Source organism: Staphylococcus coagulans, from assembly GCF_022557135.1.
In the GTDB taxonomy this organism is placed as follows: Bacteria; Bacillota; Bacilli; order Staphylococcales; family Staphylococcaceae; genus Staphylococcus; species Staphylococcus coagulans.
Window position 1 is genome coordinate 988,694 of the sequence record NZ_CP092966.1, and the last position, 22,648, is coordinate 1,011,341.

At 35.1% G+C, this 22,648-nt stretch carries 21 protein-coding genes; 16 read left to right on the plus strand and 5 right to left on the minus strand.

Annotated elements, in window-relative coordinates; genetic code table 11:
• Positions 1 to 16: 16 nt before the first annotated feature.
• Together KM149_RS04540 and KM149_RS04545 are read left to right on the plus strand one after the other, a co-directional pair.
• Positions 17 to 1,249, plus strand: coding sequence for an aminopeptidase (locus KM149_RS04540; protein WP_214971713.1), 1,233 nt, complete (start codon positions 17 to 19; stop codon positions 1,247 to 1,249).
• Positions 1,250 to 1,269: 20 nt separating this feature from the next.
• Entirely contained in the window at positions 1,270 to 1,791 is a 522-nt protein-coding gene (locus KM149_RS04545) for an acyl-CoA thioesterase (RefSeq protein WP_182280724.1), read from the plus strand.
• 194 nt (positions 1,792 to 1,985) lie between these two features.
• Here KM149_RS04545 and yfkAB read toward each other — a convergent pair whose 3' ends face one another.
• Complete coding sequence (gene yfkAB / locus KM149_RS04550) at positions 1,986 to 3,122, minus strand: radical SAM/CxCxxxxC motif protein YfkAB (RefSeq protein WP_165546136.1); 1,137 nt, start codon at positions 3,120 to 3,122, stop codon at positions 1,986 to 1,988.
• A gap of 113 nt (positions 3,123 to 3,235) precedes the next feature.
• On the opposite strand from yfkAB, the gene KM149_RS04555 reads away from it, so the two are divergent.
• Positions 3,236 to 3,397 (plus strand): SE1561 family protein, encoded by a 162-nt coding sequence (locus KM149_RS04555; RefSeq protein WP_164905411.1) that lies wholly within the window; start codon positions 3,236 to 3,238, stop codon positions 3,395 to 3,397.
• A gap of 76 nt (positions 3,398 to 3,473) precedes the next feature.
• On the plus strand, positions 3,474 to 3,989 hold the full coding sequence (locus KM149_RS04560; RefSeq protein ID WP_060829681.1) for a type 1 glutamine amidotransferase domain-containing protein: 516 nt from the start codon (positions 3,474 to 3,476) through the stop codon (positions 3,987 to 3,989).
• A 260-nt stretch (positions 3,990 to 4,249) separates the two neighbouring features.
• Here KM149_RS04560 and KM149_RS04565 read toward each other — a convergent pair whose 3' ends face one another.
• Entirely contained in the window at positions 4,250 to 5,995 is a 1,746-nt protein-coding gene (locus tag KM149_RS04565; RefSeq protein ID WP_216342122.1) for a pyruvate oxidase, read from the minus strand.
• 197 nt (positions 5,996 to 6,192) lie between these two features.
• Between KM149_RS04565 and sgtB the strand changes: the two genes are divergently transcribed.
• From sgtB to KM149_RS04590, 5 genes are all read left to right on the plus strand, one after another.
• Complete coding sequence (sgtB, locus tag KM149_RS04570; RefSeq protein WP_050330561.1) at positions 6,193 to 6,999, plus strand: monofunctional peptidoglycan glycosyltransferase SgtB; 807 nt, start codon at positions 6,193 to 6,195, stop codon at positions 6,997 to 6,999.
• A 186-nt stretch (positions 7,000 to 7,185) separates the two neighbouring features.
• The gene (recX, locus tag KM149_RS04575; protein WP_214971708.1) at positions 7,186 to 7,989 is read left to right on the plus strand and encodes a recombination regulator RecX; all 804 of its coding nucleotides are present in this window, start codon (positions 7,186 to 7,188) and stop codon (positions 7,987 to 7,989) included.
• Positions 7,982 to 8,296 (plus strand): YfhH family protein, encoded by a 315-nt coding sequence (locus KM149_RS04580; RefSeq protein WP_037559167.1) that lies wholly within the window; start codon positions 7,982 to 7,984, stop codon positions 8,294 to 8,296. Before recX ends, KM149_RS04580 begins: the two co-directional genes overlap by 8 nt.
• A gap of 14 nt (positions 8,297 to 8,310) precedes the next feature.
• Positions 8,311 to 9,840: an ATP-binding cassette domain-containing protein gene (locus tag KM149_RS04585; protein ID WP_214971704.1), complete on the plus strand. Its 1,530-nt coding sequence runs from the start codon at positions 8,311 to 8,313 to the stop codon at positions 9,838 to 9,840.
• An 8-nt stretch (positions 9,841 to 9,848) separates the two neighbouring features.
• Positions 9,849 to 10,622 (plus strand): teichoic acid translocation permease, encoded by a 774-nt coding sequence (locus KM149_RS04590; RefSeq protein WP_050331946.1) that lies wholly within the window; start codon positions 9,849 to 9,851, stop codon positions 10,620 to 10,622.
• Positions 10,623 to 10,699: 77 nt separating this feature from the next.
• Here KM149_RS04590 and KM149_RS04595 read toward each other — a convergent pair whose 3' ends face one another.
• Positions 10,700 to 11,677 (minus strand): metal-dependent hydrolase, encoded by a 978-nt coding sequence (locus KM149_RS04595; protein WP_060829685.1) that lies wholly within the window; start codon positions 11,675 to 11,677, stop codon positions 10,700 to 10,702.
• Between the two features lie 90 nt (positions 11,678 to 11,767).
• Between KM149_RS04595 and mutY the strand changes: the two genes are divergently transcribed.
• The 4 genes from mutY (at position 11,768) to KM149_RS04615 (ending at position 17,404) form a co-directional block, all read left to right on the plus strand.
• A complete protein-coding gene (gene mutY / locus KM149_RS04600) occupies positions 11,768 to 12,811 on the plus strand; it encodes an A/G-specific adenine glycosylase (RefSeq protein WP_214971701.1) in 1,044 nt (347 codons plus the stop codon).
• A 63-nt stretch (positions 12,812 to 12,874) separates the two neighbouring features.
• Entirely contained in the window at positions 12,875 to 13,417 is a 543-nt protein-coding gene (ntdP, locus tag KM149_RS04605; protein WP_126496349.1) for a nucleoside tri-diphosphate phosphatase, read from the plus strand.
• 420 nt (positions 13,418 to 13,837) lie between these two features.
• Positions 13,838 to 15,574 (plus strand): ABC transporter ATP-binding protein, encoded by a 1,737-nt coding sequence (locus KM149_RS04610; RefSeq protein ID WP_182281166.1) that lies wholly within the window; start codon positions 13,838 to 13,840, stop codon positions 15,572 to 15,574.
• Between the two features lie 237 nt (positions 15,575 to 15,811).
• Positions 15,812 to 17,404, plus strand: coding sequence for an FMN-binding glutamate synthase family protein (locus KM149_RS04615; RefSeq protein ID WP_241415555.1), 1,593 nt, complete (start codon positions 15,812 to 15,814; stop codon positions 17,402 to 17,404).
• Between the two features lie 95 nt (positions 17,405 to 17,499).
• Here KM149_RS04615 and KM149_RS04620 read toward each other — a convergent pair whose 3' ends face one another.
• Positions 17,500 to 18,594 carry an FUSC family protein gene (locus KM149_RS04620; protein WP_165546127.1) on the minus strand — a complete coding sequence of 365 codons (1,095 nt, stop codon included), beginning with the start codon at positions 18,592 to 18,594 and terminating at the stop codon, positions 17,500 to 17,502.
• 92 nt (positions 18,595 to 18,686) lie between these two features.
• Positions 18,687 to 19,973, minus strand: a complete 1,287-nt coding sequence (locus KM149_RS04625) for a glutamate-1-semialdehyde 2,1-aminomutase (RefSeq protein WP_165546126.1) — start codon at positions 19,971 to 19,973, stop codon at positions 18,687 to 18,689.
• An 81-nt stretch (positions 19,974 to 20,054) separates the two neighbouring features.
• Here KM149_RS04625 and bcp point away from each other — a divergent pair, with 81 nt between their 5' ends.
• The 3 genes from bcp to perR all read left to right on the plus strand — a co-directional run bounded on the left by bcp (position 20,055) and on the right by perR (position 22,023).
• Positions 20,055 to 20,513: a thioredoxin-dependent thiol peroxidase gene (gene bcp / locus KM149_RS04630; protein WP_050330570.1), complete on the plus strand. Its 459-nt coding sequence runs from the start codon at positions 20,055 to 20,057 to the stop codon at positions 20,511 to 20,513.
• 7 nt (positions 20,514 to 20,520) lie between these two features.
• Positions 20,521 to 21,471 (plus strand): NAD(P)-dependent oxidoreductase, encoded by a 951-nt coding sequence (locus KM149_RS04635; protein ID WP_214971698.1) that lies wholly within the window; start codon positions 20,521 to 20,523, stop codon positions 21,469 to 21,471.
• 84 nt (positions 21,472 to 21,555) lie between these two features.
• Entirely contained in the window at positions 21,556 to 22,023 is a 468-nt protein-coding gene (gene perR, locus KM149_RS04640; RefSeq protein WP_016425479.1) for a peroxide-responsive transcriptional repressor PerR, read from the plus strand.
• Positions 22,024 to 22,648 lie beyond the last annotated feature (625 nt).

Below are 22,648 nucleotides of genomic sequence, written 5' to 3' on the forward strand. Positions count from 1 at the left end.
AATTGGGGGGATTTTAATGACAATTGAAGAAAGATTACAGCAATACGCAAGATTACTCGTCAACGTTGGAATGAACGTTCAGAAAGGACAACCTGTGTTTATAAGAACGACAGTTGAGGCTGTAGATTTTACGAGACGTATCGTAGAAGAAGCTTATCTTGCAGGTGCTTCTGACGTCAGAGTGAAATACGCCGACCCACAACTGAAACGTTATGCATATGAATATGAACCCGCTTCATTTTTTGAAAAAGATGTGAAGGCCTATGATGTAGAAGAACGTATGGATTATGCGAATCGTGGTGCAAGTAACTTAGCACTGATTACCGAAGATCCTAATTTGTTGAATGGCATAGATACGAATAAACTTAAAGCCGCTCAATTAAATCAAAGTCGTGCTTTTAAACCGTATATGGTGGAATCACAAAAAAATGCATTTCCTTGGGTTGTGGCTTGTTATCCATCAGAAGCATGGGCGCAGCGTGTTTATCCAGATTTAGAGCCACAAGCTGCTTTTACGAAGTTTTTAGATGACATATTGAATATCGTCAGAATCGATGGAAATGATCCAATCGCCAATTGGGAGCAACATACACAATTATTAAAAGAGAAAGCCGATTACCTTAATGATAAAGCCTATGATGCACTTCATTTTATCTCTGAAGGTACAGATTTAGTCGTTGGCTTGGCGAAAGGTCATATTTGGGAAGATGCAACGAGCTATACACCTGATGGACAAGCATTTATCGCTAATATTCCAACTGAAGAAGTCTTTACAGCACCTGACTGCCGACGCGTGAATGGCACTGTTTCGAATAAATTGCCTTTAAGTTATAATGGTACAATTATTGACGGCTTCAAACTGACATTTGAAGAAGGTCGCGTCGTTGATTTTGAAGCAGCAGAAGGTCAAGAAGTGCTTGACGCTTTATTAAATACAGATGATGGCGCTCGTCGCTTAGGTGAAGTGGCTTTAGTTCCTGATGATTCACCGATATCTAATCGTAATACTATTTTTTATAATACATTATTTGATGAAAATGCCTCTTGCCATATCGCATTAGGTGCAGCTTATGCTTTTAACCTAAGAGGAGGCACAGAGATGACGAGCGAAGAATTAAAAGCACATGGCTTAAATGATTCGCTTAAGCATGTCGACTTTATGATTGGTAGCCGTGATTTGTATATTTATGGAGTTAAATCAGATGGATCTGAAGAGTTAGTTTTTAAAGATGGAAACTGGGCAAATTGATATAAAAAGAGGTTTAGAAAATGACAAATGTTGAAAAAAGAGCAATGCAAGATTCAAAAGTATATAAATCTAGACAAGTATTTCCAACAGATACCAATCATCTAGGCACACTGTTTGGCGGTACAATGATGGCCAATATCGATGAAATTGCTGCAATTTGTGCGATGAAGCATGCAAATAATACTGTTGTAACTGCTTCAACGGATTCTGTCGACTTTTTAAAACCGATTAAAAATGGTGATATCATGACTTATATCGCTATGGTATCTTATGCAGGGAGTTCTTCAATGGAGATTTGTGTTCAAATTATGATTGAAGATATTCATAACAATAAGCAAGAGCTAGCGGCATTAAGTTTTTTAACTTTTGTTGCTTTGGATGAGGATGGCAAACCTACAAAAGTACCTGACGTCTATCCTGAAACAGAAGCTGAGAAATGGTTCCATGAAACAGCTGAAGTACGGGTAAAACGTCGTAAAGAAAGAAGAAAAGAAAGCAAAAAAACATTACAATTTATTTCTGACTTAAAACGTAAGCAGTAAAAACGATTAAATTGAAATAGTATCACTCACGATGATACGCTACTTGAGGATGGTTTAAATACAAATTTGACGTAATAGTAAACCATACGTTTAGAGTTTAGTTAAAAAGAAAGGCAGAGATGATTTACAGAAGTGACCATTCTACTTTTGTAAACACATCTTTGCCTTTTTAGTATATGGATATTTTCAATGAATTAAGAAAAAATATGGTGCATCCGTTGTTCTTGTTTTTTAAAATCAACGTTTGAGTAATACATATTTTTAACTAGAATGTTAGGACCTAAGCATTCAAATTGAGGACAATGGCAATTAATCGCTTTTGATAGTGGCGTCGCCATCCAACGCTGAAATACATCTGTTAAACGGTCTTGTTTAATGTTTGAAATTGTACCGGTTTCATCGCCAAAATCTGTAACAATAACGTTACCAGTAAATACATTTACATTTAAACGGCTTCTGCCATCCGGATCATTACGAGTCGATACATTTGGGGCTTGTTTCAATTTTTCTCTTAATTGTGCATCAGCTTCATCTTGTAAACAAGGAAAAATAGGTAATGTTCCGAACAACATCCAAGTGTCTTTATCGCGCACATCTAATAGATGTGAGATAGCAGATTTCATCGTATTAAGATCAAGTACTTCTAATTGACTCGCAAAATCAGCAGGGTACATGGGATGCACTTCGTGACGTTGACATTTCATATCGTGAACTACTTCATGATGAATCGATTCTAAATAAGGCAAAGTGCTTTTATTTAACATTGTTTCTGCTGACACAAACATCCCTTGACGACTTAAATTTTGAGCGTTTGAAATCATCTGTTCATAGAGTTTTAATTTCGCCTTTAATGGGGGCTGTTTATCCATTGCGCCAAATCCAACTTCAGTAAATGTATCAATTGTGCCCCAGTTATGTGAAATGTGTAAAACATCGATATATTCAGCAATATCTAAATATCGATCTAAAGGTAGGGTTAAATTAGAATTCAATTGTACATAGATACCCCGTTGTTCGGCATATTTTAATAATGGTTTAACAACTTCACGAATAGACTTTTTAGAAAACATAGGTTCTCCGCCAGTAATAGAAATCGTGCGCAAAGTTGGAATTTCATCTAGTCGTTGCATAATGAGCGACATTGGAAGCGGGTCAGGGTCTCTCGTCTGTAACGTGTAACCCACGGCGCAATGGCTACAACGCATATTGCACAAGTTCGTTGTTGTAAATTCAACATTACTGAGTACAGGTTGCCCGTATTGATTGATATCTGAATAGGGTTCCCACGGATCATTCTTAATAGTAATAGGATCCTTTTTGGTGCTTATCATAATCAAAACTCCTCATCTTAAAATACATGATTGTTTGATATTGGCTATTGAGGAATATCAATTTCATGTTAATATAGCTATGACAATGCAATTATAAAGGAGAATCGCAAAGTATGAAAGAGCCACAAACGATGAATCAAATAAAAGAAAGATTATCTCAATTTTTAGAAGAATTAGAACATACCAAACCTGATAAGGTGAGTGTTGAAGATATCGATGAGTGGATCCATTTACTAGATCAACTGGAGGTAAAAGTGAGTCAGTTACGTAAATAGTTTATTTTGTGATGTTTAGTCATATTCAATTCGGGTATCTAATACACTAGATACAATAAAGAAAGGTGATTGAATCATGGCAAAAAAAGTAGCAGTATTATTAGCAGACCAATTTGAAGATATTGAATTTACAAGTCCAAAAGAAGCTTTAGAAGAAGCTGGACATGAAATAGAAGTAATCGGAAATGCTGCCAATTCGGAAGTTGTTGGTAAACATGGTGCAAAAGCAACTGTTGATGTAAGTATTGCTGATGCAAAACCTGAAAATTATGATGCGATACTATTGCCAGGTGGTTTCTCTCCAGACTTATTACGTGGAGATGAAGAACAACGATATGGGACTTTCGCAAAATATTTCTTAAAAGAAGACGTACCAACATTTGCCATTTGTCATGGCCCACAAATTTTAATTGATACAGATGAATTAAAAGGTCGTACATTGACTGCAGTGCTTAATGTACGTAAAGATTTATCAAATGCAGGCGCTAAAGTGGTGGATGAGTCAGTTGTCGTGGACAAAAACTTAGTGACAAGTAGAGTTCCTGATGACTTAGATGACTTTAACAGAGAAATTGTTAATGCATTAAAATAATTCAAGACTCAATTTCAGAAGGCTACCGTCAAAACTTATTTTGACGGTAGTTTTTTTGTTTTAATTAGAATTACATTTTTTAAATGAAGAAGTGGACAATAAAAAAGGAGCAAGGTAGAAATCGAAAGGATTTCCAACTCGCTCCGAATGATAACTAGCATACAAATTCTCTAGCAAAAACCTGTATACCTTTCCTTAATATGCGCCTTCAATATAGCTCGCTTATGCTTGGAAGTATTAGTACTTGTATCAACAATTAATTAAAGAAAACGTTTAACAGCTGTAGACAATGAAGGTATTTCGTTAAAAATAAATTTACGCTCTTCAGTTAAACTGCGATATGCCCATTTTGCATAATTTAGCGCTTGCTCTGGCAAGATTTTACCAGGGAGTGGCGCAGCGTTTTTATCGACATAAACATTAACGATAGTCGGTCTATGTTGTTGTACAGCTGTTTGTACAATAGCATCAATGTCGTCAGGGTTGTCAAGCGTATAACCAACACCACCACAAATTTCTGCAAATTTAGCAAAGTCCATATCACTAAAGTCTATGCCATACTCTAATTCTCCAGCTTCTTGCTGTTCGTATTTAATGAATGATAATTCCGTATTGTTGAGCACAAATAGTACCATCGGCAAGCGGTATTGAACAGCGGTAGCAAAGTCTTGCATTACCATTTCAAAAGCACCGTCACCCGTAATGCCAATCACTTGGCGTCCTGGATAAGCAATGCGTGAGGCGATTGCAGTTGGAAGTGCACAGCCCATCGTACCGAGCCAACTTGAAATAACAAAATGGTTATTAACGCCAAGATTCAGGTAACGTGTTGACCACACAGTAGATGTTCCTACGTCAGCTGCAATGACCGTATCGTCAGTGATTACTTTATTTATTGCATCCATTAAGCGCTCTGGACGAATAGGTTTAGCTGTATTTTTCTTGTCTTCATTCATCCAGCCTTCCCAAGTTTCTTTATGCTCTAACATTTCAGATAAAAATGGACGGTCAGAAACTGGGTCAATCGCTTCAATCAGGGCTTGGAGTGCCAGTTGACTATCACCTACAATAGGGGCATCAACATTAAAACGGTGTCCGATAGCTTCAGGGTTTTCATCAATTTGAATAGCTGGAATATCTTTCTTAGGTAAATAGTCTACATACGGATAATTCGTCCCCGCTAAAATAAGCAAGTCTGCGTTTTGCATCGCTTGATACGATGGTTTTGTACCAATTTTACCGATATTTCCTAAATTATAAGGGTGTTGATCGCCGACAATCGTTTTAGACGGTAATGTGACAATTGTAGGGATTTTACCTTTTTCTATGAATTGACGTACTTCTGCTTTCGCATTTTCAGTTCCTTTACCAACAAGGATAACTGGACGTTTACTGTCGTTAAATAAACGTGCTGCTTTTTGGATTTCATGTATAGCGGGTTGCTGTCTTTCTTTTTGATAGGGTTTAACTTCTGAAGGGAAGTTATCATCGATTTTAGTGTTCAAAATGTTGTTAGGAAGTGTAAGTACCGCAACCCCTCTCTTTTCATAGGCTGTACGAATGGCTTCATCCACAATTTGGAAGACGTTGTCAGCATCACTGTCTTTTAATTGGTAATTATAGACAGCAACATCTTCAAATAAATTTGGCAAGTTAATTTCTTGGAATGTTTTTGTACCGAGTTTATCACTGTCGGCTTGTCCTGAAAGGATTAATTGCGGTACATTGTCGAGTTTGGCATCATACATGCCGTTTAATAAATGTACTGCACCAGGACCACCTATTCCTAATGCAACCCCAATTTTACCTGTAAGTTTTGTATAAGCCGCAGCTGAAAGACTCGCAACTTCTTCATGACGAACATGAATAAATCTGATTGAATCTTCAGCACTTTTAAGTCCATCCACAACTGCATCAATAGAATCTCCAGGAATACCATATACATGATCAATATCCCAAGCTTTTAATGCTTTTATAAGTGCCATATTCGCTTTTACTTTTCCCATTTATTACGACTCCCTTTCCAATATAGTAACCTATAAGACTCATATACCCATTTTTTCATTTTATGCATCAATATTCAAAATACGTGCTTATCCTCATCCTACAGACTGATTTTTGGTTAAAAATATAGATAAATTCTATTGGACTTGATAAACTCACAGTAATTAGTGAATTGAAATGAGAAAGTAGGTCATCATGGATGAGAAGAAAAGACCGAATGGGGAAGTCTACCGCACAACCCCATGACAATGCGCCACATTACAATACGTATTACCAGCCTGTGGGTCAACCACCTAAAAAACAGAAGCCAAGACGCATTTTTCGTACATTGATTTTTGTCTTAATTTTTATTGCTGCATTGTTTATTGGTTTGATGTATATGCTCTCACAGCAAGCGGATGTATCTGATTTAAAAAGTATAGAGCAAAAAGATAGTTATGTGAGTGCAACGCAAATGCCTAAATATACGAGGGGCGCCTTTATTGCAGTTGAAGATAAACGGTTTTACCATCACTCGGGTGTCGATTATAAAGGGAGCATTCGAGCCATTTTTGCGTCGATAAAAGATAAAAATCGTTTGCAAGGGGGAAGTACGATTACCCAACAGCTCGCTAAAAACTTTTATTATGATAATCAACAGACGGTGACAAGAAAATTAAAAGAAATGTTTGTTGCGAGACGCATTGAAAGAACATATAGTAAAGAGCAAATTTTAAGTTATTATATGAATAATATTTTTTATGGAGACAATCATTATACGATTGAATCTGCAGCACGTTATTATTTCGGAACAACAACGAATCAACAAAATACGAATTTACCTCAAATCACTGTACTACAAAGTGCTATCCTTGCAAGCAAAGTGAATGCACCTTCAGTATATGATGTTAATGATATGTCACCTGCTTTTATTAATCGAACTAAAATGACGTTAGAAAAAATGAAGCAACAAAATTATATTAGTGGACAAGAATACACTGAGGCGTTGCAACAACTTGGTGCTTAACACAAATATATGGCATAATAAAAGAGTGCATAGAAGTTTTTAAAATTGATCCATTGATAGTATATGGCTGAGTTAAGTCTAGCTTATATTAAGCATTCTTAATGTGAGTCAACCAGACAGGGGTGGGACAATGAAATCTAATCGATTTCTGTTCCACTCCCTTTTGTGATGATTTGGGGTGATAAAATGAATAAAATAACTAAAATAGAAGTTCAAAAAAACAATAAAGAGAGATTTAATATTTATATAGATCAAGTTTTTACAATGGGCATTTCAATGGATACGCTTGTAGCCTTTAATTTAAAAAAGGGTGACATCGTTGATAAAAATCAAATTGATGCGATCAATCAAGAAGAGTATGATAGACAAGCGATCAATCAAGCAATGCGATACTTATCTTATCGTAAACGTACGCGTAAGGAGATTAAATTACATCTCTTAAAGCAAGACTTTCCAGAGACGGTCATCGCTCGTGCTATAGATTATTGTGAGCATCTTCAATTAATAGATCATCGTGACTATATGATAAGCTTAAAAAATACATTACTTCGTACGACGGATAAAGGGCCTGAAATTTTTCGACAGAAGTTAATAGAAGCTGGCATAGAAGCGGATTTAATTGATGAAGGCGTTCAATTATATGAAGAAGAGCAGCCCATAGATGCTATTGTGGCATTAGGTGAAAAAATTATGAAACAGAAAAAAGGGCCTGTCTCCAAGGTGAAGTTGAAGATTCAACAATCACTTCAACAAAAAGGATATCGTTTAGAGACGATTTATAAAGTAATGGATCAACTCGAAATAGAACAGGATTCAGAAATGATAGACAAATTATTGCAACGTGATTTAGAGAAAGTCTATAATAAAAATCAGAAGAAATACAGTGGGCAACCTCTCTATATGAAAACTGTAGAAGGGTTGTTGAGAAAAGGCTATCAATACGATGAGATTAGACAAAAATTATCAGAAAGTGGTATCGAAAATGAGTGATAAACGTTTAAGTGAAATGGATAGGCAAGAGATTTTACATGTGATCCAAACGAGTAAAGAGAAAATGCGAAAAGCAGAAATGAACGGTATCATGAATGAATATGATGTCTATGCCAATAAAGTCGTTATTGCTGAAAGCTACCTTATCGATACGGATAAGATAGAAATAGGTAAAATATATAAATTGAAAGATGGTACAGAAGACTTTTTTAAAGTTGAACGTTTGAAAGGAATCTTTGCTTGGGGGTTTAGAATTAATCATAGTGACCCCGAAGAAGGATTGCCAATTTCATTATTAAAATTATAAAAGGGGTAGCGCGCATGGGTAGTTCAATTGTCTTGAAGATGATTAATGTAACACATTATTATCGCAATCAAAAAAAACAAAATGTGCTTAAACCTTTTAGTTATCAGCCCGAAGATATTGAGCTGAATAATATTTCGCTATATGTCTATGAAGGTGAAGCGTTAGGTATCATCGGTGAAACGGATGCTTCCAAATCATTAGTAGGTGAAATATTAGCAGGCACGGTTCAACCTGATAAAGGTCGAATTGTAAGAAAAGCTTCGATGTTTTATGCAAATATGAATCAAAAATCAGTTGAGGATACAACGGTTGAAGATTATGTCAATGACGTCGTTCAACTTTATCCTTATGATGCGGCTGCACACAAGGTGTCACAAATTATTAAATATGCACATCTAGAAGAGGTGAAAACAGAGCGAGTAAGTCAACTTACAGATGCACAATATGCACAATTGCTATTTAGTTTGGCCCGTTCTTCTGATGCTGAAATTGTGATATTAAGTCATATTTTAAGTTATTTGAATGAAGCGTTTTTTGAAAAAGCAAAACTAATGATGCAAGAATATGTTGAGCGTGAGTGGACGTGGATTACAATCGACAATGATGTTGATAAAGTGAAAGCTGTGAGCAACTATTTGGCTTGGATATCGCATGGTCAATTAAGAAAAGAAGGTGCCATTAGCCAAGTTTATCCTAAATTTAGGGCACATCAGCGTGACATGGATTCACTTAAAACTGATGAAGAGAAAAAGCATTTTGATGAAGATTGGAAGCGAAATCGCAGTAGAATGCCGGAACTCACCTATAATTTTAAAAGAATTGAGCGTTATCATCACGCAAAGCCGCCTGCTTTTCTTTCAAGAATCTGGTTATGGTCTATCTTATTTTTGGTTGGCATGTGTGCGGCAAGTCTCCTCGTAATTAGTGGGGGAGGTAAAATAGACAGCACACAAATAACAACACAACCTACAATTTCCAAACAAGCAAAAGATCCTTATGAAGAAAAACTTGCATATGGGATTGTTAATGAAAGTTCGGTCACTTTAACGTCTTTAGAGCATGGACGCAAAACGATTACGATGCCGCACTATGCGATAGCAACTATCGTAGGTGAAAATAAAGCGACATATAAAATACAAGTCAACGGTTCTTTTTATAAAGCTGATAAAGGAAAGTTTGAATATTTTAATCCTGCTGCTTTATACAAAGATGTGAATCGCAAAGATTTAGAACCTTATATGAAAAGTAATTATATCAATTATGTTGATTACTTTAATGGGGAATTACATAAATCTCATGAGAAAGTGAATGATACACTTGTACCTGGAAAGAAAGACCGCTTCGTTGAGCCAGTCATTGAACAACCGATTTCAATGTTATTTGACGACCGTAATCATTTAATGGGCTTTACGTATCCAATTGTGGACAAGTCAAAATTAGAAGATAAATACCATATTAAAAGTGATGTATGGATAACGAAAACGGATGAGGGCTATTTTATTGCAGATTTAAAAAATTCAAAATGGCTTTATATCGAATTGTAGGTGGAAAAATGGTTGAGAATTTAATTCGTTTTTACAAAAACATTCCTAGAATATACCGACATAGTATATATCGCCTAAAAATGCATAGAAAATGGACGTTATTGACTTTCGCTATAGGTATCCTACTGACATTAATCATCACGATGATTTTTAGGTGGTTAGGAACTGTTGATGTCAAATTAGCGACAATAGATTATAGACTTACAGGCTTAATGACTTTCGGCGTCATTTGGATTGCCATCTTTATTAATTACCGCTTTTTTCCGAGAGACTATTATGTGACCCGTCATTACAATAGTACACCGTTTTTTCACGTGTTATTGTCGAGTGCGCTCTATAGTTTAGTCTTACTCATATTAACGCTTGTGATGGCTTGGTTAAAACCTCTCAATACAGACACAACAGTAATCGGTGTGTTGTTCTATATTGTAATGAGTTTGTTTTTTATTACGGTGATCTCATGTTTATTAGGAATGATTTATATTTTATATCCAAAATTAGATAAAGTATTTTATATCGTGTCTTTAATCGTATTTTGTCTATCGCCTATTTTATATATTCCAGATGGCGGATGGCAAACACGGTTATTGATGCTGAATCCTATCTTTTATTTAGTGAACGGAATGCAACAGTCAGTGATTATAGGTAAAGATGCAATTAATAATTTGGGATATCATATTTACTTCTTTTGTTTTATGGGCTTAATGATTGTCTTTAGCTTCGCATTGAAGGATTACGTGACACAGTTGAGACCCAATGAACATCAACAACTTAAATCTTAATTTAATCAATGGATTGAGTGAAATTCATCAAAAAACCTAGTCCCGTATAATGGGGACTAGGTTTTGTCATGTATGATTCAATGTGCATATAACTTTTTCATCAGCTTTTCTTCGCTAAATACCCAACCCGTATACGAATGTACAACTTTCATTTCTTTATCGAGATGGGCGATAGCAACAAATTGATAATGACCTTTTTTTAAATATCGTAAGTCAATAAATCGAAGCTCAGTTGTGTCATTATCAATATGTTTAATATGCCAACGGTAAATCGAAGAAAAATTTAAAAATGCTCTTATATTATGATCATATTGTGCATATTGCATAATTTCTGGACTTGGATAAGGTTGGCGCTCAACTTTATCACTAAACACGATACTTCGACCATAACTACGTCCGACATAATCATGTTTTTCTGTTTGAATTGCAATACGCCACTCTTTAAATCGAATGGTCGGTGCGACAAACACTTTGATCGGAGTGCCTAAATGTTCTACTTGATTTAAAGCTTGTTTTTTTAACCAAAAACGCATTTGAAAGCGCAAAATGTAATAAAGAATCAAGATGATTAATACAGGTCCGAAAACAACATAAGGATGTAATCCTAATGCCCATAATAAAATGCCGATAAGCAAAATTGTAAAAATAATAGGGTCAAACGTGTTAATAACACTAAGTTGTATCCATTTATTTGTAATAGGCCGCAATGCTTGTGTACCGTATGAATTAAATATATCAACAAATACATGCAAAAATACAGCGAGTTGTGCCCATAACCAAATATGAAATGGATCTAAATCTTTAAAAAACACATAAACTAATAAAGTTAATAGTAAAGGCCAAAATATTGTAAATGGAATAGAATGGGTAATCCCTCTATGATTCGAAATATAGGTTGCGTTATTTTTTAATTTTAGTACAGTATCACTATCAGGAATTAACGAACCAGCAATTAATACAGTAGCAGTTGCAGCAAAATTTCCGCCTAATGCTGTATCTGTTGTTGCTACTGCTGTTAGGCCTATACCGATAGCAATATGAGTAGCAGTATCCATATTGTCTCACTCTTTTCAAAATATCTTAATCTTATTATAATCTACAACTGAGTTGAAGGTAAATTATTCAAATTTAAAAGGGGAATAGAAATGTTAAACGAAATTTCTTTTAAGCCGCATTTGTTAGAATGGTTTGCACTCGAGCAACGACAAATGCCTTGGAGAGAAACTAAAAATCCATATTACATATGGGTGAGTGAAGTCATGTTACAACAAACACAAGTCGATACGGTTAGAGATTATTATCAACGTTTTATCAGACAATTTCCACGTATTGAAGATTTAGCCGCAGCAAAAGAAGAGGACGTATTAAAATTATGGGAAGGCTTGGGATATTATAGTCGTGCACGTAATTTTCATACAGCTGCTAAAGAAGTCGTTGATCAGTATAATGGCATCGTACCTCAGCATCCTGATACATTTTTGTCTTTAAAAGGTGTTGGTCCCTATACACAAGCGGCAGTGATGAGTATAGCTTATGGTTTACCTTTAGCCACAGTTGATGGCAACGTTTTTCGTGTGTGGTCTCGCTTGAATGATGATAGTCGTGATACAGCGTTGCAATCGACCCGAAAAGCATATGAGCAAGAACTATTGCCATATGTTGCTTCTGAAGCAGGCGATTTTAATCAAGCGATGATGGAATTAGGTGCTCTTGTTTGTACGCCGAAATCACCTCTATGCATGTTTTGTCCAGTTCAAGACCACTGCGAAGCATACGCAAATGGGACAGTGTTAGAGCGTCCTGTGAAAACTAAAAAACTAAAGAAAAAAGAACTGAACTTTGATGTTTATGTAATTCAAGACCATCTAGGCCGTTATTTAATTGAACAAAGAACATCTTCATTGTTAAAAGGAATGTGGCAATTTCCAATGGCTGAACAAAATAGTCAAACATCATCCGAAGCTGTTATCGCAGCTTCATTAAAAATTAAAGAAAAAGACGTCATGATATTAAAGCATCAATTTACACACCTTACTTGGAAGCTTCATGTCCATTTGGCAGAAATTGCACAAGAAGATGAGCGCAAGGTGGCAGAAGAAAGACTTTGGTTGGTGCCTGAACAAAAAGAACACTATTCTTTTCCAGTCCCAATGAGTAAAATTTTTAAAAAGCTTCATCAAGCTGAATAATTAAGTAACCAGATTGATTGTGATATAATAGTCGAGGTTATATCAATTAAGGAGGTGTGGCAAGTGGTCAAGTCGTGTGTACCTCGAGAAGGGGAATCGATTAAAATACAATCTTATAAACATGATGGCAAAATTCATCGTGTCTGGTCAGAAACGACTATTCTCAAGGGAACAGCCGATGTGGTTATTGGTGGAAATGATCATACATTAGTGACCGAAAGTGATGGCCGAACTTGGATAACGCGTGAACCTGCGATTGTCTATTTTCATTCAGAATATTGGTTTAATGTCATATGTATGTTTAGAGAAGATGGTATTTACTATTACTGCAACTTATCATCTCCATTTGTCTGCGATGAAGAAGCCCTTAAGTATATCGACTATGATTTAGATATTAAAGTCTATCCGAATGGTAAATATCACTTACTTGATGAGGATGAATATGAACAACATATGAATCAAATGAATTATCCGAAAGATATAGATTTGATTTTAAGACGTAATGTAGATATTCTTCAACAATGGATTGAACAGAAAAAGGGACCATTTGCCCCAGATTTTATTAAAGTGTGGCGTCAACGTTTTCAAAAATATAAAAATATTTAAAATTAAGCGTGTAAATATCATGAATTTTGTCGATTTTGAAGTTTAATTTTGCAAACGGTTCGATAAGCAATGGAGTAGATGCTATGAAAACATCTTCTTACATATCCTGTTTAAGACGGTGTCATTGGATACATCGGATAGTGTATATCGTTCAAACAATGATTTTAAATACGGGAGTAAGATTTGGAAGCGAATGGTGTTCCGTCTTACTCCCGTTCAAATCGTTGTACTTTATATCAATACAATCATATTATATTGACCGATTACCTATTTTAATCAATATATGAGGTTCAGTGAGATGATGATGACGGTTGTTCAATTGAAGCAATACGCAGAATAGCTGACTTATTTGAAAACGAATTATCAAAAATGTGCGCACAAATTCTTAATTGGAAGTATATAATTTTGGGGGGCAAGCGCATGATTAAGCGTTATTTAGAGTTTGTGAAGCCGTATAAATGGCTAATATTTGGAACAATTATTATAGGGATATTAAAATTTGGTATTCCTTTACTCATACCACTCCTCATCAAGTTTGTCATTGATGATGTCATCAACAATGTTGCACTAACTGTGGATGATAAGCTAATGAGACTGTTTGTTGCAATGTTAATTGCAGCATTTATTTTTATTATTGTACGTCCACCTATTGAGTTTTTGAGACAGTATATGGCACAGTGGACAAGTAACAAAATTTTATACGATATACGTAAAAAATTGTATGATCATCTTCAAGCTTTAAGTGCTAAGTTTTATGCGAATAATAAAGCGGGCGAAGTCATTTCACGTGTCATTAATGACGTAGAACAGACAAAAGACTTTATTATGACAGGCCTAATGAATATTTGGCTCGATTGTATCACTATTATAATCGCACTTTCTGTCATGTTCTTTTTAGACGTTCAATTAACGTTTGCGGCGATTGTCATCTTACCATTTTACGTGCTGACTGTGTATTTTTTCTTTGGAAGATTAAGAGCACTTACACGTCAGCGTTCTCAAAAATTAGCTGAAGCACAAGGTTTTTTACATGAACGTGTAAATGGTATGGCAGTCATTAAAAGTTTTGCTATTGAAGATAATGAAGCCAAAAACTTTGATCATCGAAATAAAAATTTTCTAAATAAAGCATTTCAACATACACGTTGGAACGCCTATTCTTTTTCAGCGATTAATACAGTAACTGATATTGGTCCATTAATTGTAATCGGCTACGGTGCTTATTTAGCAATTACAGGTTCAGTTACAGTAGGGACACTAGCTGCTTTTGTGAGTTACTTAGAACAACTCTATGGCCCTTTACGAAGACTCGTCTCTTCTTTTACTACATTGACACAAAGTTTTGCATCAATGGACCGTGTTTTTCAACTATTTGATGAACCATATGATATTAAAAATACTGACTATGCAAAACCGATAGCGATTAAGGAAGGTCACATCGAAATAGAAAATGTTTCTTTTCGCTATCAACCTGATGAAAAAGATGTGTTAAAGCATTTGAATTTAGATATTAAACATGGTGAAACAGTCGCTTTTGTAGGCATGAGTGGAGGCGGTAAGTCAACTTTAATCAATTTGATTCCTCGATTTTATGATGTTACAAAGGGACGTATATCCATTGATGGTCACGATATTAAAGCGTTCGATATGGGTAGTTTGAGACGACAAATCGGTATGGTACAACAAGACAATATTTTATTTTCTGATACAGTAAAAGAAAATATCTTGCTTGGACGACCTGACGCAACTTTTGAAGAAGTGGTTGAGGCTGCTAAGCTTGCGAATGCCCATGACTTTATTATGGACTTACCGCAAGGCTATGATACTGAAGTAGGCGAACGAGGTGTGAAATTATCAGGTGGGCAGAAACAAAGATTATCTATTGCACGTATCTTTTTAAATGATCCACCTATCTTGATTCTTGATGAGGCAACAAGTGCACTTGACTTAGAAAGTGAAGCAATCATACAAGAAGCACTTGATACATTAAGTCATGATAGAACTACAATCATTGTGGCGCACCGCCTGTCAACCATTACACACGCCGATAAAATTGTAGTTATTGAAAATGGTGAAATTGTAGAACAAGGTTCACATCAAACACTCATTGACAAGCAAGGCGCATATGAACGACTTTATTCTATACAAAATCTATAATAATCGAAAAAGGGTATTAAATTAGAGCAAACAAATGGAATCTTTGTTGAATAAGATTTCTTGTTTGCTCTTTTTTAGTAATGAGACTTCAAAAGATATTCTTTTGTGAGATTTTGGTTATTCTGCTTTGAAAGACAGAACAATCCTGCTTTTGATTTGAAACTAAAAAGGAGTCAAATATGATATGACGATACAATATAGGGTATAATACAATCAAAAATATAAGGGGATGGGCAAGTGTCTTTTCTAACAATATTGCAATTGATCGTCAATATCATTTTAGTGGGGTTACTTCTGTTTTTAATTATTGCTACAGTAGCATTTTTAATTTTTGATAAAGGTCAAAAGCAACATAGCGTTCTCAGGAATTATCCAGTTCTTGCGAGAGTCCGATACTTTCTTGAACATATTGGTCCTGAATTAAGGCAATATCTTTTTTTAAATGATAATGAAGATAAACCTTTTTCTAGACTAGATTATCAAGATATTGTTTTAGCAGGGAAATATAAAAATAGAGGTGCTAGTTTTGGGACACAAAAAAATTATCAACATGGCTTTTTTATTAACAATGCGATGTTTCCAACACAAAAGCCTGCTTTAAAAGTTGATAATACACATCAAATTACAACTTTCTTATATCAAATAAAAAATGAGGGTCTCGTCAATCGTAAAGAAAAAGCAGTAGAAAAAAATGTCGATCCTTTTTTACTTTCACCTGAACAGTACGTTAAAATTGGTGAAAATATTGAGCACCCCTATTTTGCAAAGCGTCTTGTCGGTCAATCGGGTATGAGCTATGGTGCGTTAGGGAAGAATGCCATAACCGCTCTTTCAAAAGGTCTAGGGATGGCGAACACATGGATGAACACAGGTGAAGGCGGACTTTCCCCACATCATTTAAAAGGGGAAGCGGATATTATTTTTCAAATTGGGCCAGGACTATTTGGTGTTAGAAATGAGCAAGGTCAATTTGATTCAAAAGCATTTGTTGAAATTGCCAAAAAAGATCAAGTAAAAGCTTTTGAAATTAAACTGGCTCAAGGTGCTAAAACAAGAGGAGGACATATTGAAGGTAAAAAAGTAACAGAAGAGATTGCTAAAATTAGAAGACTTAAGCCATATGAAACAATCGATTCACCTAACCGCTTTGAATTTATACAAAATGCTAAAGATTTATTAGAATGGCTAGAAGAATTACGTCAGTTAGGCCAAAAACCTGTAGGATTTAAAATGGTATTAGGTCATGCAAATGAATTTGTAACACTCATTGAAACGATGAAACATTTAGACATTTATCCTGACTTTATTACGATAGATGGAGGTGAAGGGGGTACTGGCGCATCTTTTCAAGAATTGCAAGATGGTGTAGGATTACCTTTATTTACATCTTTACCAATCATAGACGGGTTGCTTAAAACGCATGGGATTAGAGAACGTATCAAAATATTTGCTTCTGGAAAATTAATAACACCAGATAAAAATGCTATTGCTTTAGCATTAGGGGCAGATCTAGTTAATGTTGCAAGAGCGATGATGATCAGTGTCGGATGTATTATGAGTAAACAATGTCATAAAAATACTTGTCCCGCAGGTGTAGCGACAACAGATGCAAAGAAAGAACGCGCCTTAGTGGTAGATGAAAAACAATATCGTGTTGTTAATTATATTACGAGTTTGCATGAGGGCTTGTTTAATATTGCTGCAGCAGTTGGCGTCGAAAGCCCTACAGAAATCGGACCGAGACATGTTACGATTAAACATCAAAATGGACAATTGGATACTATTAAACGTTATCAACTCAAACTGGTCAATGACAGTTTGATGGAGTAAAAATAAAAAGACGGCCTATCTCATCTCACATTAAAGTGTTGATGTGCTTAGCCGTCTTTTTTAACGCCGTTCATAATAAAACAGGCAATGTCTTTTTATAAGTCAAAGTCCTCTTCAATAATATCAATATCCGGATCTGTCGCATGATATTTAAAATAACTAACACGCAGTCGATCTAAATGTTCCAGATTATAACGATATTCTTCTAATGAAGAGATGATATGCATAATATTCGCATAAGAGAACCCACAAGGATTCGGATTATGAATCACTTCCTCTTGAAATGCTGTCATAATATCTTTTTTGAGAGGATTGGGTACAAATTGCTGATCGTGCGAGACGTCAAATTTTGCTTTTTTAGTAATACTAATTAATATTTGCTCATGAAACTGTGTTAGCTCGTCAATCTCTAACTTAATTTGAAGTAGCAACGAATGAGTGAGATGGACAAGGTCATTTTGATATCGATTCATGCGACGTAAAACATCATAAGCATCACGTGTCGATAACACAATCTCTTTAAATAAAATTTTCTTACGTGTTTGAGCAAAGACCTGTTTTTTTGTAAAAGCGCGTTCCTCTTTATAAAACTCTAAAAATTGTTCTAGTTTTACGATTCTTTGTCGTAAATGTTCCAAATCTTGCTTTACATGATTAAACTCCGTTGCATCATTTAGGACTAAATTAAACCATTTGAAAATATCTGTTGAAATGTTTAATGAATTATAATAAATTTTTGTCTCAAATTTCGGAGGTAAAAATGTTAAATTGACGATAAAAGAACTGATGACACCAATCATGACAAGTGAAAAACGATAAAATGCGGATATATAAAACGATCCATTGTGTTGCCCCATAATGACTAGGGCAGTGACTGTAGCTAAAGTTGCAACGTGTGCAATGTTCATTCTAAAAAGCAAAGCAATGAGCAAAATCACTGTCGCACCCATAATGATGACATTGTTACCAAATATCGTAACCATCGTTACAGCGAGTAATGCGCCAATCACATTACCTTGAAATTGGTCAACAATTGTTTTGAAAGTACGATAGACACTAGGCTGCATCGCAACAACCGCTGCAATGCCTGCTACAGTCACCATGCCTGTTGATCCGGGTAACAATGAAGCAATTGAAACCGCAAGTATAATGGCGATACCGGTTTTTAATATTCGAGCTCCCAGTTTCAAGTCATCGCGCTCCTTTATGTTATATTTCAATTAATATTGAATATGTTTAATCATGTTATACACTGTTGTAACGCATTTTTCAATATAGAAGTTTACAATTGGCTGAACGCATAATCAGCAGCAGCTATTGTTTTATCGATATCAGCTTCTGTGTGTTCTGTTGTTAAGAACCAAGCCTCATATTTAGAAGGTGCTAAATTGATGCCTTGATTGAGCATAAGTTTGAAAAATTTACCGAACTGTTCGCCATTAGAAGCATCTGCTTGGTCATAATGCGTTACTTTTTCATCTGTAAAGTAGACTGTTAACGCACCTCGAATTCGATTAATTGTAGCTTTTATATTATATTTATCAATTGCTGCTTGTAAGCCTTCTTCCAGTCTTTTACCAAGTTGATCAAGCTTTTCATATACGCCGTCTTGTTCTAACACTTCTAATAATGCAATACCTGCTTTCATTGATAATGGATTACCTGCCATTGTACCCGCTTGATAAGCAGGTCCTAATGGTGCAACTTGTTCCATGATATCTTGACGGCCACCATAACCACCAATCGGTAGACCGCCACCGATAATTTTACCGAATGCCGTTAAGTCTGGATAAACGCCTAATAAATCTTGTGCAGCGCCATAATGGAAACGAAAAGCAGTAATCACTTCGTCATAGATAACAAGACCACCATGTTCATGTGTGATACGATTCACTTCTTCTAAAAAACCTGGTTGCGGCTCAACCATACCGAAATTGCCGACAATCGGTTCTACAAGTACACCTGCAACTTGATCGCCCCAATGTGCCATTGCTTCCTTAAAGGCATCAACATTATTAAAAGGTACGGTAATCACTTCTTGTGCGACACTTTTTGGTACACCTGCTGAATCAGGAGAACCGAGTTGAGATGGTCCACTTCCTGCAGCCACTAGGACTAAATCTGAATGTCCATGATAACAACCAGCAAATTTAATGATTTTATCTCGTTTTGTATAAGCTCTTGCGACACGTATTGTTGTCATCACGGCCTCTGTACCAGAATTGACAAAACGTATTTTTTCTAAAGAAGGGATTGCGTCACGTAATTTACGTGCAAAATCAATTTCTAATTCTGTCGGTGTTCCATATAATACGCCAAGCGCAGCTTGTTCTTGAATTGCTTTCGTAATATGAGGATGTGCATGTCCTGTGATAATTGGGCCGTATGCCTGTAAATAATCAATATATTGGTTACCATCCACATCGTAGAGATATGCACCTTTACCAGACTTCATGACAACAGGTGCGCCACCGCCCACTGCTTTATAAGAACGGGAAGGGGAGTTCACACCGCCTAATATATATTCATCAGATTGTTTCTGAAGTGCTTCACTTAATGTAAATTTCATATTTAACCAACCTCTTTTAATTTAATATTTTCACCTCTTATCGTATCATAAAATTAAACGTTATTAGAAAGAGGGATTGTGATGTTAAAAAAAGGCGACCAATTTCCAGAATTTAAATTAGAAACACAAAATGAGGAATGGATTACAAATGACACATTAAAAGGTCAAAAAGCAGTGCTTTATTTTTATCCTCGTGATAACACACCGACGTGTACAACAGAAGCATGTGACTTTAGAGATAATTTAAGCTATTTTAATGATTTGAATGTCAAAGTTTATGGTATTAGTGGTGATTCCAAACGAAAACATCAAAATTTTGTTCAAAAACATGATTTGAATTTTGACTTACTTGTAGATGAAGACTATCAATTATCTGAAGCAGTGGGTGTATATCAATTAAAGAAATCTTTTGGCAAAGAATCTATGGGAATTGTTAGAACGACGTTTGTGATTGACGAGGACGGTAAAGTTTTAGATGTAATTGAAAAAGTTAAAGTTAAGGAACAGATGGAACAATTAAAAGCTATATTAGAAGGGTGATGTATATATGATTGTTGTCAGTTTAATGCGATTAGATGATCAAGAATTGCGTCTAAAAGAAGCTTACCCAGATGTGATATTTCATTTTTATAAGCACCCATCAGAATTACCTCATGATATTCAAAAAGAAATGGATGTATTAATTACTTACCACGCAGAAGTAAATCAAACATTTATAGAAAAGGCACCAAATTTAAAATGGATTGCATGGTATGCAACGGGTGTCAATACGCTACCGTTTGAAACTTTGAATGAAAGAGGTATTACACTTACGAACGCAGGGGGTGTCCATGCACAACAATTGACGGAATTTTTATTTGCTTATATTTTAGATGACTATAAAGAACTGAAAGAAGCTTATAGTGAGCAACAGGAAAGAATCTACAATCATAAACGTGTGACACCATCTGTCAGTGAACAACGTATTCTTTTTTTAGGTACTGGTAAAATACCTCAGAGAGCGGCACAAGTTGCTAAAGTTTTAGGTATGGAGACTATAGGACTTAATACGACTGGCCATGAGGCTGACTATTTTGATCGAACATACCCGTTAGCTCGACGCCAAGAGATTTATTCATCAGCTGATATTATAGTCAACTTATTACCAGAGACTGAGGAAACCTATCATTTATTAAAACGTGAAGACTTCCAAGCGATGAATCAACATACTTTATTCATCAATATTGGGAGGGGAACAATTACAAAAGAAGCGGTTTTAGTAGATAGTTTAAAAGAACATGAGATTAGAAAAGCTTATTTGGATGTATTTGACAAAGAACCATTAGAAGCTACATCTAAACTATATGATCTTGATAATGTTTATATTACAGCGCATATTTCAGGAAATCGTGATGACAATAAAAAACAAGCAACAGACATATTTTTAAATAATTTAGAAAATTTTCTCAATAACGGTGAAGTTAATGAGAATGTAGTTGATGTGAATAAAGGATATTAACATATCCATTGACATAAGCAGTCTTTAACCTTTATATTGTTATTAAGTAAGAATTATTATTAACTAGAGAGACGGGTGAAACTAATGGCTGCTGAATTGGAATCTCATGAACATCAATTACAAGAGTCAATAGCGTCTTTACGAAAAGCAGGCGTTCGTATTACACCACAACGTCAAGCAATATTGAATTTCCTAATTAAAGCACATTCACATCCAACTGCTGATGAAATTTATCAAGCATTATCGCCTGATTTTCCAAATATTAGTGTAGCTACAATCTACAATAATCTTAAAGTTTTTAAGAAAACAGGTATAGTCAAAGAGCTCACATACGGTGATGCATCTAGTCGTTTTGATTTCGATACACAAAACCACTATCATGTGATATGTGAAAAATGTGGGAAAATCGTTGACTTTCATTATCCGCTATTGCATGAAGTTGAACAACTTGCGCAGCATGTCACACATTTCGATGTAACACACCATCGAATGGAAATATATGGAATTTGTCAATCATGTAAAGAAGCTGAAGAAAAGAAAAAAGAATCATAGAAACTTTCAAACGCATTTAATGATAGGGTACGTGACTTATCCTTTCATTAAATGCGTCTTTTTTATTGATGGCTTCCATAATCCTATTATTACTTTCGCAGTGCAGACTTTCAGATACAAAAATGTTCATGAGTAAGTAGAAGTCAATCCTCTTTTTAATAAAGTGAGACCTTTTATGTGAAAGTTAGGGGCATATTATCCATCCTTAAACCACGTTTTTCTTATGCAAAGATATAAAATTCTCTCTTAACGCGTCAGTTTACAAAATGATAGTAATATTTATTAATAAACATCTCTATTTTCTGTTGACGTATTTCATTCTGCTTGATAAGATATAAAAGTCGTTTCGAGCAAACAATATTTAAATTAACTTTACTTTGTAAATCAGGTTTTAAAAGTGTAAAATTAACGCTTGAATCTTCTCTGATAACAATATAAGATAATAAATGTTGAATGAAAGACAACAACTTATTAACAAAGAATTAAAAAAACTTTTAAATAATTGTTGACACAACAAAATATTTAAAGTATAATTGATTCTTGTAACGGTAAAAATGAACATTGAAAACTGAATGACAATATGTCAACGTTAATTCCGATAATTTGAGTACTTCAACGTACTTTG